The sequence below is a fragment of the Acinetobacter sp. NRRL B-65365 genome, assembly GCF_001605865.1.
GTDB classification, from domain to species: Bacteria; Pseudomonadota; Gammaproteobacteria; order Pseudomonadales; family Moraxellaceae; genus Acinetobacter; species Acinetobacter vivianii.
In genome coordinates, this window is the sequence record NZ_LRPD01000007.1 from 38782 (window position 1) to 54594 (window position 15813).

General features: G+C 38.6%; 16 protein-coding genes. 11 read left to right on the forward strand and 5 right to left on the reverse strand.

What is annotated here, in order from left to right:
• The first annotated feature begins 26 nt into the window (after positions 1-26).
• The 9 genes from AWW72_RS04545 to AWW72_RS04585 all read left to right on the forward strand — a co-directional run bounded on the left by AWW72_RS04545 (position 27) and on the right by AWW72_RS04585 (position 8650).
• Positions 27-1448 (forward strand): glutamate synthase small subunit GltD family protein, encoded by a 1422-nt coding sequence (locus tag AWW72_RS04545; RefSeq protein WP_062846566.1) that lies wholly within the window; start codon positions 27-29, stop codon positions 1446-1448.
• 171 nt (positions 1449-1619) lie between these two features.
• The gene (locus AWW72_RS04550) at positions 1620-2510 is read left to right on the forward strand and encodes a metal-dependent hydrolase (RefSeq protein WP_004776045.1); all 891 of its coding nucleotides are present in this window, start codon (positions 1620-1622) and stop codon (positions 2508-2510) included.
• Positions 2511-2687: 177 nt separating this feature from the next.
• Positions 2688-3278 carry a LemA family protein gene (locus AWW72_RS04555; RefSeq protein WP_004776042.1) on the forward strand — a complete coding sequence of 197 codons (591 nt, stop codon included), beginning with the start codon at positions 2688-2690 and terminating at the stop codon, positions 3276-3278.
• Positions 3279-3315: 37 nt separating this feature from the next.
• On the forward strand, positions 3316-4383 hold the full coding sequence (locus AWW72_RS04560; protein ID WP_062846644.1) for a TPM domain-containing protein: 1068 nt from the start codon (positions 3316-3318) through the stop codon (positions 4381-4383).
• The gene (locus AWW72_RS04565) at positions 4377-4937 is read left to right on the forward strand and encodes a TPM domain-containing protein (RefSeq protein ID WP_062846567.1); all 561 of its coding nucleotides are present in this window, start codon (positions 4377-4379) and stop codon (positions 4935-4937) included. The genes AWW72_RS04560 and AWW72_RS04565 overlap by 7 nt, the downstream gene beginning before the upstream one ends.
• Before the next feature lie 435 nt (positions 4938-5372).
• Positions 5373-5807: a pilin gene (locus tag AWW72_RS04570; protein ID WP_502686074.1), complete on the forward strand. Its 435-nt coding sequence runs from the start codon at positions 5373-5375 to the stop codon at positions 5805-5807.
• Between the two features lie 87 nt (positions 5808-5894).
• Positions 5895-7361 (forward strand): glucosyltransferase domain-containing protein, encoded by a 1467-nt coding sequence (locus AWW72_RS04575; RefSeq protein WP_062846568.1) that lies wholly within the window; start codon positions 5895-5897, stop codon positions 7359-7361.
• 6 nt (positions 7362-7367) lie between these two features.
• Positions 7368-7727, forward strand: coding sequence for a GtrA family protein (locus AWW72_RS04580; RefSeq protein ID WP_062846569.1), 360 nt, complete (start codon positions 7368-7370; stop codon positions 7725-7727).
• Positions 7724-8650 carry a glycosyltransferase family 2 protein gene (locus AWW72_RS04585; protein ID WP_062846570.1) on the forward strand — a complete coding sequence of 309 codons (927 nt, stop codon included), beginning with the start codon at positions 7724-7726 and terminating at the stop codon, positions 8648-8650. The genes AWW72_RS04580 and AWW72_RS04585 overlap by 4 nt, the downstream gene beginning before the upstream one ends.
• Before the next feature lie 4 nt (positions 8651-8654).
• Here AWW72_RS04585 and AWW72_RS04590 read toward each other — a convergent pair whose 3' ends face one another.
• On the reverse strand, positions 8655-9101 hold the full coding sequence (locus tag AWW72_RS04590) for a pilin (RefSeq protein WP_062846571.1): 447 nt from the start codon (positions 9099-9101) through the stop codon (positions 8655-8657).
• A gap of 307 nt (positions 9102-9408) precedes the next feature.
• On the opposite strand from AWW72_RS04590, the gene tfpZ reads away from it, so the two are divergent.
• A complete protein-coding gene (gene tfpZ, locus AWW72_RS04595; RefSeq protein ID WP_062846572.1) occupies positions 9409-10143 on the forward strand; it encodes a TfpX/TfpZ family type IV pilin accessory protein in 735 nt (244 codons plus the stop codon).
• An 81-nt stretch (positions 10144-10224) separates the two neighbouring features.
• The gene (locus tag AWW72_RS04600) at positions 10225-11877 is read left to right on the forward strand and encodes a PglL family O-oligosaccharyltransferase (protein ID WP_062846573.1); all 1653 of its coding nucleotides are present in this window, start codon (positions 10225-10227) and stop codon (positions 11875-11877) included.
• A 61-nt stretch (positions 11878-11938) separates the two neighbouring features.
• Here AWW72_RS04600 and bfr read toward each other — a convergent pair whose 3' ends face one another.
• From bfr to AWW72_RS04620, 4 genes are all read right to left on the reverse strand, one after another.
• Positions 11939-12403: a heteropolymeric bacterioferritin subunit Bfr gene (gene bfr / locus AWW72_RS04605; protein WP_004657459.1), complete on the reverse strand. Its 465-nt coding sequence runs from the start codon at positions 12401-12403 to the stop codon at positions 11939-11941.
• Between the two features lie 267 nt (positions 12404-12670).
• Positions 12671-12865 carry a bacterioferritin-associated ferredoxin gene (locus AWW72_RS04610; RefSeq protein WP_004776027.1) on the reverse strand — a complete coding sequence of 65 codons (195 nt, stop codon included), beginning with the start codon at positions 12863-12865 and terminating at the stop codon, positions 12671-12673.
• 181 nt (positions 12866-13046) lie between these two features.
• Positions 13047-13427, reverse strand: a complete 381-nt coding sequence (ridA, locus tag AWW72_RS04615; RefSeq protein ID WP_004657462.1) for a deaminase RidA — start codon at positions 13425-13427, stop codon at positions 13047-13049.
• 165 nt (positions 13428-13592) lie between these two features.
• The gene (locus tag AWW72_RS04620; RefSeq protein WP_004776025.1) at positions 13593-15707 is read right to left on the reverse strand and encodes a RelA/SpoT family protein; all 2115 of its coding nucleotides are present in this window, start codon (positions 15705-15707) and stop codon (positions 13593-13595) included.
• Positions 15708-15813 lie beyond the last annotated feature (106 nt).

Consider the following 15813-nt stretch of genomic DNA (forward strand, 5'->3'; position numbering starts at 1 on the left):
CGCTGCGCCTACCCACGGAGAGAGACATGGCAGAGCGCCTTAATAATGACTTTCAATTTCTGGATGTAGCACGCCAAGATCCAGAGAAAAAAGATATTACTGTCCGCAAGGCAGAGTTTGTGGAAATTTATAAACCTTTTACTGCGGAAGTGGCTGCGAATCAGACCCACCGTTGTTTAGGCTGTGGTAACCCGTATTGTGAATGGAAATGTCCGGTACATAACTACATTCCAAACTGGTTAAAACTGATTGCAGAAGGCCAGATTTTCCAAGCAGCTGAACTTTGCCACCAAACCAACACCTTGCCGGAAGTTTGTGGCCGTGTATGCCCACAAGACCGTTTATGTGAAGGTGCTTGTACCTTAAATGATGGTTTTGGTGCAGTCACCATTGGTAATGCTGAAAAATATATCAATGATACTGCTTTCGCTTTGGGCTGGCGTCCAGACATGTCTGGGGTAAAGTGGACCAATAAAAAAGTTGCGATTATTGGTGCAGGCCCAGCGGGCTTAGGTTGTGCTGATATTTTGGCGCGTGGTGGTGTCAAGCCAGTCGTATTTGATAAACGCCCTGAAATTGGTGGTTTGCTCACATTCGGTATTCCAGAATTTAAAATGGAAAAAGATGTGATGAAACGTCGTCGCGAAATCTTTACTGGTATGGGCATCGAGTTCCGCTTAAATACCGAGATTGGCGTTGATGTCACCATTGAACAATTGCTTGCTGAATACGATGCTGTGTTCATGGGCATGGGAACCTATACCTATATGAAAGGTGGTTTCCCGGGTGAAGACTTGAATGGTGTTTACGATGCATTAGACTTCCTGATTGCCAATGTCAACCGTTGCCAAGGCTGGGAAAAAGATCCAAGCGAATACATCAGCGTCGATGGCAAGAAAGTCATCGTATTGGGTGGTGGTGATACCGCGATGGACTGTAACCGTACTTCATTGCGTCAAGGTGCGCATGATGTAACCTGTGCTTACCGTCGTGACGAAAGCAACATGCCGGGTTCTGCGCGCGAAGTAAAAAATGCCTATGAAGAGGGTGTGAAATTCCTGTTCAACCGTCAGCCAATCGAGATTATGGGTGAGAATGGCAAAGTCACTGGCGTTAAGGTTGTAACCACACAAATGGGTGCACCAGACAGCCGTGGTCGCCGTAGCCCTGAGCCTGTTCCTGGTTCAGAGGAAATCTTGCCAGCAGATGCGGTATTACTTGCCTTCGGTTTCCGTCCTAGCCCAGCAGACTGGTTTGGTGGTGCAAATGTGAGCCTCGATGGTTCAGGTCGCGTTGTTGCCGCTGAACAGCAAGAGTTCAAGTTCCAGACTTCTAACCCAAAAATCTTTGCGGGTGGTGACATGGTACGTGGTTCTGATCTGGTTGTGACTGCGATCTGGGAAGGCCGTCAAGCTGCGGAAGGTATTCTGGATTATCTTGGCGTTTAATCAACACAAGATAGAATCTATTGAAATAAAGCCTGCTCAATGCAGGCTTTATTTTTTTCATCTTGTCATTTTGGTAGTTTTGGCAAATCTTCTAAGCTTTTTTGCCCTGTCCTAGATGTTTGTACAGCGCAATACTCGAAGACGGACTATAAAATGAACAAGGTAATCACGATGGCCCTTGCAAATGCGAATGTAGAAAAAAGCTATTTAAATCGCCCCAAAGCGTTGGGGATTACCGTGCGTCGTTTGCAATTTAATCCAGAAAAAATCAAACGCCATTATTTTGCCAATTCACCTGTCATGTCACATCTACTGACCGCACTTTCTTCGACCTTCCCAATTGGCGAACAGTACTTTGTGAATAGCGTCCGTAATGTTCGTGACAAAGTCAAAGATCCACAATTACAGGCACAAATTGCGGCCTTTATTGGGCAAGAAGCGATGCATTCCAAAGCGCATACCGAGTTTAATGATGCATGGCGACGGGATGATTATAATTTAGACCGTTTTCAGGCATGGCTGGCGAAACGGGATGATCTGCTCCGCAATATTCATCCTAAATTACAGTTGGCTTTGACCTGTGCTTTTGAACATTTCACTGCAATGTTAGGTGGCTATATTCTGAAACATCCAGAAATTTTAAGTACGCTGGATGATGATGCGATGAAATTGTGGGTATGGCATGCCATTGAAGAAATTGAGCATCGTTCAGTGGCTTTTGATGTCTATCAGGAAGTCTATGGTGATGACCGTATCCGCCGTCTATTGATGCGTAGTGTGACTACAGGCTTTGCCAGCCTCACTTTCTATGCGACTTCACGACTCATCTGGCAGGATAAATGGAAAAGCTTACCGAAGCTGGGTGGCAATCTGTTTGGCACTTACTTATTGGCGAAAATGTTGATTCAACTAATTCCAGAGTATTTGTCCTATTATCAGGCCGATTTTCATCCTGCAAAACATGATTACACGCAATTGGTCAATTACTGGAAAGCGCGTATGGCGGATGAATATGGCATGGTGAGTTTTCAGGAGGGAACAGCCTCTCAACTGTATAGTTAATCGCCGCATTTAAAAATAAAGTTTGCTTAGCATGGCATTACATCAATATCGTTGAGTAATGCCTTTTTTATTTAAACAGTGATAAATCAACTTTAATAAATGTTACACAGCCAGTAAAAAATCACATTACAATGAACTATCGCAAAAATATAAAGAAAAACCTGAGGATAAATTTTTATGAAAGCAATTAAGCAAACAGCACTCGCAACCGTATTGGCAAGCACACTCCTGTTCACAGGTTGTGGTTATAACACTTTGCAAGTGAAAGATGAGGCGGTAAGTGCATCTTGGTCTGAAGTACAGAACCAGTATCAGCGCCGTGCTGACCTTGTACCTAATCTGGTTAATGTCGTAAAAGGTTATGCCAAACATGAAGAACAAGTGCTGACTGAGGTGACTCAGGCGCGTTCGAATGTTGCTGGTTTGAAAGTCGATAAAGAGGTGCTGGAAGATCCTGCCCTATTTGAGAAATATCAACAGGCACAAAGCCAATTGACGGGTGCATTGTCGCGTTTGATCGCCGTTTCAGAAAACTATCCTGATCTGAAAGCCAATGAGCAGTTCCGTGATCTTCAAGCTCAACTAGAAGGCACTGAAAACCGTATTGCGGTTGCCCGTAACCGTTATATTACAACTGTTCAGGACTATAACGGCTATGTACGTCAATTCCCTCAAGCTTTGACCGCTAAAGTGATTGGCATGAAAACCAAAGAAAACTTCAAGGCGGAACAGTCTGCTCAACAAGCACCAACAGTTTCATTTAACTAAGTTTTGAAATTGTTTTTAAATGTTGGGGAGTGACCGTATGTTAGAAGCGTTACAGCAAAAAATAAAACAGCAGCTTTTGCCTGCCTTGTTACTTGTTTTTGCGACACTTTGTTTTCAACATACGGTTTGGGCCGAGGTTGCAACCGCAACAGATCAAAGTGATCTGGTGGTTGCAGGCAAAATTATTCAGGAACAGCAAAAGAATAAGCCCGCGCCTTCGACTACATCGAATAATGAAACACCTGTATTGCCCAAAGTTGCCGATGACATGGCTGAAGGTGAGTCCATACGTGGATTGCCGAGCTTAAATCAGCCCGTCATTGATCAGGCCAAGATATTGAGTGATGCTGAAATGCAGCAGCTTAATCAGAAAATCCTGAGTCTGTACCAACAAGGTAAGGCCCAAGTCGGTGTAATTATCGTGCCGACCACGGGACAGGAAGCGATCTTTGATTTTGCGCTCCGTGCTGGGGAAAAATGGCAACTGGGTTCAGCCAAACGTGATAACGGTTTACTGATGGCGATTGCGGTGAATGACCGTAATATCCAGATCTTGACTGGTTATGGTCTGGAAGGGGTACTTCCAGATTTGGTGCTTAGCCGCATTATTCGAAATCAGATCACGCCTTATTTTAAACAAGGGCAATACGCACAAGGGATTTCAGCGGGTTTAGATGAAATCACCCGTATTGTGAATTTAGATCCTGAAATTGCCCAGCAAGCTGCTCAAGAGTTAAAAGACCGTCATGAGCAGGCATTACATGTGCAACAAGCCAAAGACAATACCCTCACCATGGCCTTATTTATCCTGATTGCAGGTGTGGTCGGGTCGTTTATTGTCGGTAATCGTTTAAGTGCTTCAACAGCTGCCGTGGCAGCAACGGTCGCTGGTCTTGTGAATGGTGCAGGTCTGGTGATGAGCCTGTTACTCGGTGTCGGGATTTTCTTTTTATTGATTACTTCACTCGCGCAACTGATTTTCCAGATGTTCTTGTCAGGTGGCGGCCGCGGAGGCGGTGGTGGTGGAGGTTTTGGCGGCAGCGGCGGTGGCTATAGTGGCGGCGGTGGTAGCTTTGGCGGGGGAGGAGCATCAGGCTCATGGTAACCAAGACAGATACAACACAGATTATTACCCAGCCTAAACTGGATGAGCATGTTCAACCAAGTTTGAAACGTTGGTTTAAGCATTTCCTCTATGTCTCCTCGGCGCATCGTTATTTTAGCAAGCAAGACCGAACCGAGATTGCCAAAGCGGTACAGCAGGCAGAAAAAGGCCATGTAGGGGAAATACAGGTGGTGATCGAAGGGCATATCCCATGTTCGCAAGCCTATCACCAGAATACCCGCTTACGGGCGCAGCAACTATTTGCTGAACTGGGTGTTTGGGATACTGAGCTGAATAGTGGTGTATTGCTGTATTTGAACTTGTGCGAGCGTAAAGTTGAAATCGTGATTGATCGTGGCTTAAAGAATGCTACTCAAACTGAAATCTGGAACGGGATTTGCCAAAGTATTGTCTTGTTGCTCGCTCAGAAGCAATATCTGCAAGCGGTGACCAACGGGGTTACTGAAATTGGACAGATTCTAGATCAATATTATGTAAAATCAGACCTGAATGATCAAAATGAACTGCCAAATGAACCGATCATTTTAAATTAAGTTCGGTTTTTAATTTCTCATCAAAAATCAGGCTTGTTATTTTAGAAAAAATAAATTATTGTGCAGACAATTCTGTATATATAAATTTCTGAATCGCAAGCCTTCTTATCAGCTTCCGATAAACGGCAAGAAAAAATAAAAAATAATTAAAATAAATTTTGTGTGATTCAGGTCGCTCAATTTAAATACTATTAGAAAATAGTCAAATTTGATATCTAAAAAAATGAATAATAAAGCAGTAAAGCTGACGTTATTTGTCATTTTTTTTCTTAAAATGTCTAAATTGCTCTGCTTTTATCCAACATGAAAATTTTTTAAGTCCCTGTTTTTTTAGAGTAAAATTGGCTAAGCTAAGGACTGGCATAAAACATGCTAAATACTAAGTAGCTGAAAAAAGCTTATAAAAATATCCATTGGAGAAATGTTATGAAATCAATGCAAAAGGGTTTTACTCTTATCGAATTGATGATCGTTGTGGCGATCATTGGTATTTTGGCTGCGATTGCGATTCCTGCTTATCAGGACTATATCGCGCGTTCACAAGTTTCTGAAGCATTTGCAATGACTTCAGGGCAAAAAACAGCAATTGCTGAATATGCGCAAAATAATGGTGCTTATCCTGGTACTGCTACTGCCCCTACAGCTGCTAGTCTAGCAGTTTCAGGTACGTATGCAGATTCAGCCGTTGAAGAAGATACAGGTGTAATTACTGTAACTATGAAAGGTGCAGGTGATGTCAGTGCTCGTGTTGCAGGTCAAACTGTCACTTTAACACCGCCAGATTTAACAGCAGATAGTACAACTTTTAATTTTGGATGTACTTCTTCTATGGAACAAAAATACTTACCAAAATCTTGTACTGGTTCTTAATATTTTACAAAATTTTATTATAAAAAATAAACTCTCGTCAGAGAGTTTATTTTTTATTATAGGAGGAAGATTTTAATAGAGGGTAAAATGGAAATTTTAGATTTAATAAAAAAATATAAATATCATTTATTTGTTTTTGTGAATCTTCTATGGATGTGGGCTTTGTTGAGTCCGAATATTTATTATTTTGATGATAATTATCGAGCTGCCGGAGGTTATTATAATTGGGGAGGGGATTTTCGTCCTTTTGCAGATTGGTTGTATTATTTTTTAGGTTTAGGTAGGCGTTTTACTGATTTGACACCATTGCCACAGATTTTTTCCTTGTTTTTTTTGTATTTTACTTATTATTTATATATTAAAAGATTTAATAGTGGAGAGTTAAATATTCCTACTTTATTGGTATTCATTCCAATAGTTTGGAGTCCATTTTTACTTTCTAATTTATATTTTCGTTACGACTCTATTTTTATGCTACTTGCTATTCTATTGTCTGTTGTAGCAGTATTTTGTGTGGATAATAGGAAATATATTAGAGCAATAATGTTGGTTTTTGTGACATGTGGATTATATCAGCCTGCAATAGTTGCATATGTTTGTACTGCATTGTTTTTAGTATATGGTATAAAAGAAAGTGAAAATAAAATAGATATATTTAAAATGTGGTTTTTGAAATCTTTAACTTATTTTTTTATTTTTTTGATAGGGGTGTTAATTTATTATTTTACAATCATGAAGTTTACTACAGACTATAATTGGTACTCAACTACACATAGCCAGATGTCTATGTATAATTTTTTTAAAAACATTGTCCAAGTAGTAAAAGATGTTAGTGTAGTCTTTGAAAGTGATACGGGGTTTTTGTTTTTATTTATATTTTTTTATTTGTTGGTAATTAATTTTTTTTATTTAAAGAAGAAATTTTCTTACTTTAGCTTAGTTGTTTTTATTTTAATACATTTAGGGTTTGTTGTTTCTGCGGCTGGTGTTAATGTTTTGTTGGATGTTCCAAGATTTGAATATCGAACTTTTATATTTTTTGGTTTTTATATTAGCTATTTGTTATTAAGTTTTTTTAAAATTATGAGTGTGGATAAATATAGAAAATATAGTTATGCCATATTGTTTTTCGTTGGTTTTTACTTTTTATCGATTGCTTTAAATGTATCTAATGCACAAAAATACAAAAACAAGTTTGATGATGCTATAATTATGGATATTGTAAGTGTTTTATATGAAAATAATTTTTCTGAAAATCAAACAGTTGTTTTTTATGGTGAATCAATTCCTTATACTGTACAACAGTTGATTTATAAATATCCTATTATTGGTGGGATTGCAACAAATGCATCTTATTATACTTATAAAATACAGAATTACTTTCCATATCAATTAAAGTATATAAAATTTAGATTAGAAAGTGATAAAAATGAATATATTAATTATGTGAAAAAAAAGAATGATCTTATAGTGATAAAAGATACTCAATTTTATACGATATATAACAGCTCTAAGGATGTTGTTATTGAATTTAAATCTTTAGAGAGTAAGTGATTTTGTATGTTAGGGGTTATTCGGTATGGTTTAATTGGTTCGGTTAATACGGTTATACATTGGGTTGTATTTTTTGGTTTGTATTTTTTTGATTTTAAGCAGTATCTTAGTAATTTTATAGGTTTTTTCTGTGCAGTTATTTTTTCTTATATTATTAATGCAAGGTATAATTTTCATTCCAAACAATCTTTAAAAAATTTTATTTTATTTTTTTGTTTAATGGGGGGGCTAAATTTAAGTATAGGTGGATGTGCTGATAGCTTGGATTTTTATCCAATTTTTACTTTGTTGGTTTCGTCTTTATTAAGTTTATTTATAGGGTATTTTTTATCAAAATATTTTGTATTTAAGGAGAGTAGTAAATGAAAATCTCTTTAGTTGTTCCTGTCCATAATGAGCAAGAAACCATCGAATTTTTTTATGATAAAATACGGTCCTATCTTGCATCAAGTCCTTACAAAATAGAAATTATTTTTATTGATGATGGAAGTCATGATATAACAGAAGAAATTATTTATTTGCTTGAAAGAAATGATTCTTTGGTTAAAGCAATAAGTTTTACCCGAAATTTTGGCAAAGAAGCTGCATTAATGGCAGGTTTAAGTTATGCAACAGGTGATGCTGTTATTCCCATAGATGTAGATTTACAAGATCCTATAGAGTTAATCCCACAAATGATAGAAGCTTGGGAAAATGGTGCGGAAATTGTTTTAGCTAAACGAATAGATCGATTAAGTGATAGTTGGTTGAAACGAGTAACAGCTTCTATTTTTTATAGATTGCATAATAAAATTAGTTATCCTGAAATTGCAGAAAATGTAGGTGATTTTAGGCTATTATCACGACCTATTGTTGAACAAATTTTATTGCTTTCCGAAAAAAATCTATTTATGAAAGGGATATTTTCATGGGTCGGTGGTGAAACAATTACACTAGAATATAAACGAGCTACGAGAGTTGCAGGACAAACAAAATTTAATGCTTGGAAATTATGGAATTTAGCTTTAGAGGGTGTAACCAGTTTTTCGACTTTTCCACTTAGAATATGGACATATATAGGTTTATTCATCGCAACCTTATCATTTTTATATGGTACTTGGATGATTTTACAAACACTTATTTGGGGTAACCCAGTTAAAGGTTACCCATCATTACTTGTATCTATTCTCTTTCTTGGAGGGGTACAGCTTATTGGTATTGGGGTATTAGGCGAGTATTTGGGACGAGTATATATAGAGGTCAAAAATAGACCTCGTTATTTGTTGAAATATAAATCCAAAAGAAAGTAATGACTTAGCTACCTGTGCATATTTTAGGTAAATATTTCTGTGCTATATCTGTAGATATACATTGCCAATGAGATGGTTCTAAACTTACATTATTTCTCATCATTGCTAGAATAAGATGTTTATTCTGTATTGGAGCTGAAACATCATTATTTTTAAAGGTAAAGGAAACAGCGCATATTGCATCTGTATGGGTTATAAGGTTTACAGAGTCAACATATTTACCACCTCCATTTTGAGGATTGGATAAGTTCATTTCTACTGCTGTGGGACAAGTACCTGTTTGGTTATATATATAAGTAATAATTTGTTTATATCTACCAAAAAAAATAATTGCTTCAGATACTTGCGTTCTAACAATGTAATCTCGATATGCTGGAATAGCAATTGCTGCTAAAACACCAATAATTGTCACTACAATCATCAACTCTATTAATGTAAATCCTTTTTGCATGATGATTCTCCCTAAAAATACGATTATTTTTTATTTTAAGCAAAAAAAGTGCCATCTTTTAAAATACTTATAAAACAATTGTTTAATTTTATTTTTAGAAAATGATGAGTCTAAAAATGTGATGAAGTGACTGTTTTTGTTAACAGGGCTAGTGAAAATTGTTGAGCGAGATAGGGGTGAGTGATTGTTACATATTCTATGATTACATATAGCCGTGCTTTTTTTATTTTATATCATTATAATTTGAGCTCGCTTGATTAGGCGGAATATATGCAAATATAAATATCTGAAGAGGAAGCATAAAATAATGTCAAAACGCCTTAAATTTTTTCTGTGTCATTTAACACTCTCTTTTTTAATTGCGTTGATTGTGATAAGCATTGTATTTTGTATGTGGTATCCATTGCCTCTTGCTCAAGCCGTTGGTGTCACACATCTTTTTCTGATGATGTTAGCTATTGATGTCATTATTGGTCCAATATTAGGTCTATTGGTTTATAAACAAGGCAAAAAAACCTTAAAAATGGATTTAAGTATCATTATTTTATTGCAGTTAAGTGCTTTAGGTTATGGTATGTATAGTATCGAGCAAGGTCGACCTGTATGGATTGCTTATTATGTAAATGGATTTGAATTAATTCGAAAAAATGAAATTCTTGAGGATAACATTCAAAAAGCTTTGCCAAAATATCAGAATCCTTCATGGTTTAAACCGCAGTATGTAGGGGTTGAGTTTGCTAAAGATTCTAAAACTCGTAGTGATGATATGTTTACAGAGGTGATGAGTGGGATTTCGTTAGCACAAAAACCTGAGCGTTACGTTGATTTTTCCAAAGTAAAGCCCCAAATGCAGCAACATGCTAAAACGTTGGATGAATTAAAACAATATAATGATCTAGTAGTTGTAAAAGAAACTTTAACTGAATATCCCCAAGCAACTGCCTTTGTCCCATTAAAAGCCAATGCTGTTGATATGACCGTTCTCATTAACAAAGAAAAAGGCGAAGTGGTTAAGATTGTCGACTTACGTCCGTGGAAGTAAATTGTAGTTTTTATCTAATATTCGATTTTTATCTCAAGGCTTAACGATATAATTCGCTAGGCCTTTTTTCATGTATGACCTATGCAATTTTTATGCTTTTTACTTGCCAGCATCTTGTTTAGTTTTGCCTGGCTATCCCCAGTCCATACTTATCCCTGGGTGACTTTTTCCAGTGAACTGGCGAGCTTTGGTGGTGGCGTGGCGTTACTTGCCTTGCTGTTCAATAAAAATGTAAAAATCCCGCGTCCTCAAATCTTGATGCTGGGGATTGCTTTAATTCCGCTATGCCAGTGGGCTTTTGGCCTAATTACGGATTTCAGTACAGCATTCCTTAGCTCCGCTTATCTCTTTGTATTCTGGTTAATGATCATTGCAGGATACAACCTAAGCTTGCAAGCAGAGCAACGGGAACGCATCATGCTGGGTATGAGCTATCTATTGCTGAGTATTTCTTTTGTCAGTGCGATCATGGCCATTGTGCAGTGGTTAAATCTTGAAGCTTATATTGATGGAATTATACAGCTCAAAACCAGTCGCCCTTATGCCAACTTCGGACAACCGAATAATCTGGCAACCTTTTTAATTATGGGCTTGATGGGTGGCTTATATTTATATGAAAAAAGAAGGCTGACCTTATGGTTGTTAATCCCAGCCAGCTTGGTCACACTATTTGCAATCACACTGACTCAATCAAGAACTTCTTGGGTGGTCTGTATTTTCCTGTTCTTTTACTGGATTTATAAGCAATACAAAACCTCACCTCGATTTAATTTCCCAAGATTATTGCTTTGGGTCGGGCTGTACTTTGTCATTGCGGGTTACTTATTGCCTGTTCTGACGCAGCTCTTAAGTTCAAATATCGATACGGGTGTGACTCAAACAGCATCCATTGCGCAACGTGCAGGTTCGGGACATGAACGACTTGGTATGTGGGTACAGATCTTACATGCAATCGCTGACAAGCCTTGGTTTGGCTATGGTTGGAGTCAAACCAGCATAGCGGTGGTCGAGAGCATTCAATTTAATACCGTACAAGTCTGGTATAACAGTGCGCATAATGTGTTGCTCGATTTACTGGTCTGGAACGGCGTGCCTCTGGGGCTGTTGATTATTGGCTATATCTCATTATGGTTATTCTGGCTCAATAAAAATGCCAAGGATATGACCTCGATAATTGCGATCTTGATGGTCTGTGCAATCCTGATTCATGCGATGCTCGAGTTTCCACAACGCTATGCATATTTCTTGCTGCCAATGGGCTTCTTGTTAGGACTTATTCAGGCGCAGACTCCGAAGTTAAAAGGAGTGATGGTCGATAACAATGTCATTCGCGTTGTTGGCGTGTGTGCACTTATCGTGGTATTGCTGATTTGGCGGGATTATAAGCTTTATCAGGACAATAGCCGTCTGGTCTTTAAAAACCAACAGCCGACAGCAGAAGTTCTAGGAAGTTCTAAAATTTTAGTTTTGACGCAGTTCCAGCAACGTCTTGACTGGATTGCGTTAAAACCACAGGTAGAGATGTCTGAGGCTGATTTAAGACTGCTTGGGGAGATGGTGAAGAATAAAGCCACACCATACAACTTGAAGAAGTATGCGCAGTTACTGGCTTACAATCAAAAGTTAGATGAAGCAGAGCAACAGCTTATTGTGTTGAGACAGCTGTATAAACAAAAGGTGAGTCTGGCAGACATCATCGAATTAAATAAAAAGGCGCAGATCAAAAAGTCTTAAACTACGATTTTTGCAATAAAAAAACCAAAGCATTGCTTTGGTTTTTTTATTTGAAATAATTTTAAATCTGGCTTTGAATATAGTTTTCAATACCCACATTTTCAACTAGATCAAGTTGTGTATCGAGCCAGTCCCAATATTCTTCTTCTTTCTCTAGAATTTCTTGAACTAAATCACGGGTCACATAATCTTGTTCTGCTTCAGCAAGTTCAACCGCTTGCTTGATTGCTTCAATATTTTCTTTCACTTTGCGAATATCGCAGTTCAGGACTTCTTCGGTGTGTTGACCGATATAGAGTTTGCCTAAATGCTGTAGGTTCGGTAAACCTTCCAAAAATAAAATACGCTCGATGACTTTGTCAGCGTGTTTCATTTGACGGATCGATTCTTTGTATTCGGCTGAACCTAACTGCTCAATACCCCAATCATTAAACATACGCGAGTGTAAGAAATATTGGTTAATGGCGGTTAAATGGTGGTAAAGCACCTGATTCAGTTGGTTGATAACTTCGCGATTGCCTTTCATTGCGTTTACTCCAAAAACACCAAGTGTTGATGCCCTAGTAGCTAAGGCAATTTATCTTATATTAATCAACAAATAATGTTCTGGCGAGTAATTTATAGAACGGCAAATGAAAATCACAATCATAAGTGGAGTATTTGAAACTCCGTAACATCATTATAGAAATATGATTTTCATAAAAAAACCGCTGGATGAGGAACTTAAAAGTTCTGCAAGAAGCGGTGGAGTCGTAAAAGATGCGGTAAATTAAGAGGTAATTTTTAAACGAAATCAGGCTGCGATGGAGATGCGTGCTGCAATTTCAGCAAGCTCATCACTAATAATTGCGCGTGCTTCAGGCGCACAACGACCACAACACGTGCCTAGGTCGAGTAGGTCACGGATTTCACGATAGCTTTCAGCGCCGTTTGCAACAGCGTCTTTGATATCCTGATCTGTAATTCCACGACATAAACAGACATACATGGGAGTGATCCACAAATATAAATGCGATAATTGATATTATTGATAATTATTATCGTTTGTCAATGAATTTCATTCTAAGCGGTAGAATATGTTTATTGGGAATTTGAATAAAAAAATACCGCTTTATCGGCGGTATTTTGAGTGTTTTTTATCTTATTGATAACTATAAGTTAAAAATATCTTATGGAATGATCACAATCCCATCCATTTCGACCAGTGCGCCTTTTGGCAGGCTAGCAACACCAAGTGCTGCACGTGCTGGGTAGGGTTGAGCAAAATATTCACCCATAATTTGATTGACGAGTTGAAAGTGAGATAAATCAGTCAGAAAGATGTTGAGTTTGGCTATGTCTGCCAAGCTACCGCCAGCAGCGGTACATACTGCTTTCAGATTATCAAATACACGGCGGATTTGAGCTTCAATTCCTTCTACAAGTTCCATACTGTACGGATCTAAGCCAATCTGGCCTGATAGATAGAGCGTGTTGCCAACAAGAATTGCCTGAGAATATGTTCCGATAGCAGCAGGGGCGTGTTCAGTATGAATAACTTGACGTGACATTAAGCTCTCCTAAGTCCTATGTTTCCTCTTAAACAATGCGACTTTAACACAAAAGTGCAGACACGAAAGGGCTGAATACTGTTTAGTCGCTGTTGTTTGAATTTATTCTTGAGTTTTTTATTGCAGTCACATGTTTGTGATTTACGTTGCAGCCGTAACGTTGGCTTAATTCACTGTTTCGGCTTTAGTCACTTCAGGTTGCACGATTGGCATGTTCAGGCGTTCGATACGAGGGAAACCGAAGTGCATACGTAAGTCACGAATGATTTGTGCGATCTGATTACGGTTGCTGACCACGATGTTGACATAGGTTTTATGGTCTTGAGATTGAACCATTTCAACACCTGTTTTGGCTTTACGGCATTGATAAATCAGGTCGGAAATTTGTTCATCATTCATTTCCATATGAATGCATAGGTAGGCGCTAAAGCGGACATCATCAATTTCTTCAGATTGCCAGTTGAGCGGCATAATATTTTCTGGATGTAGATGTTGTTCATGCAATAAATTACGACAACGTGAGCGATGCACAATTAAACCACGTCGTGATAAGTGCCCTTGAATCGGATCGCCCAAAACAGGATTACAACAATGTGCGTATTTTACATCAACGCCTTCTGTACCCACGATGAGGCGGTCAGAAGTTTCCTGATGCTGTGAATAGTCTTGCGAAAATAAATGATTTGCCACCAATTGAGGTAATAAGTCACCCACTGCAATTTGTTCAAAAAGCGTATCTTTACTGCTGACATGACGCCATTCCAGAACATTAATCCAGTCGGTTGGTGAAAGATCATTGATCGAGCGCTGGAACAGTTTTAAGGCACGATTCAGTGCTTGCTGGCCGACCAGACGTTGTTCATCAATATCTTGTTCACGCAGCATGTTCTGCAAGGCACGACGGGCTTTTTGGGTGTTAATAAAGCTGAGCCAGTCCGGATTTGGTGTCGCAAGGACATCGGTAATGATCTCGACCACTTGTCCACTGTGCAACGGTGTCGATAAAGGACGGATTTCCCCATCTACTTTGGCGCCTACGGCATGGTTACCTAAAAATAGGCTAGCTGAATAGGCAAAATCAACAACGGTTGCGCCTTGTGGTAATTCGTGCAATTGCCCGTGTGGGGTATACACCCAGATTTTTTCTTGGTGTAAATAATCGAGTAAGTCGCTAAACGTCGTTTTCGCGCAACCGCTATCGATCAATGTATTTAGATTCTGCATCGATGCTTGAATTGCAGAACGGCAGGCCTGTGGCGCATTTTCCCCAAGGACTACCCCGAAACGCGCAGCTTTACGCATCAGTTCGGTTTGAATAGTCAAGGAAAGCGTGGTTTTCTCACCTTTCAGCTTGATCATTAAAGACTGGTTGCCCCCAGGGAGAGGACGGCGAATATGATCGCTATATTGTAAAACCTGAAAATTATCTTTAAGCGCATCGACTAAACGGTCACAGTCAGCGATGCTTTGTAAAATGATTTCAAAGGCATGGCTGTGGCTGAGTTCATTCAGGTCGATTTCATTTTTAACAAAGTGGCGGAGTAATTCGATATTGTTATTTTTCTTTTTAATACGACCTTTTAAGTCATGATTTTTTAACAGGTCAGTCAGTTTCTGTTCCCAGATCGCCTGATATTCACAACGTTTTGGTTTGGTCTCTAATAATGCGGTTTGCACATCATTAAACATATCCAGATCAAGATTTTGATAGCAGAGATGTTCAAGATTGTCCGCCATTTCATTCATACCGACCAGACGTGCCATCGGTACAAAAATATCAAAGGTTTCCTGTGCAATACGCGCGCGTTTATCGGGACGGAGCGCGCCCAAAGTAGTCATATTATGATAGCGGTCTGCCAGTTTAATAATAATGACACGCGGATCTTGTAGCGTTGCTTGCAGAATTTTTCGGAATGATGCGGCTTTGTTATATTCTTTATCGCTGGAATGGCTGAGTTTGGTGACACCATCGACCAGCTCTGCAACCACCAGACCATATTTTTGTCCGATTTCATCTTTGGTAAATTCAGTATCTTCAATTACATCATGCAGTAAAGCTGCCATGAGTGTATCTGCATCCAGACGCATATGTGCGAGGATACAACTGACCGCAATCGGGTGTAATACATAGGGTTCACCGCTTTTACGGGTAATACCGCTATGGGCTAAATCAGCAAAATCGCAGGCAGCAAGCACACGTTGAACGTCGCTATCCTTGAGATAGGCTTCAATGATGACTTTGAGCTGTTGCTTGGCTTGGCTGACTTCTTCGCCTGGCATATAACACCTTTTTAACATGAATTCAGTAATGAATAAGCTTATCTTCTAATGAAAAGCAAATTGCAAAGCTTGTCAATTTGTTCATTATAAAAACTCGTAAATTTTT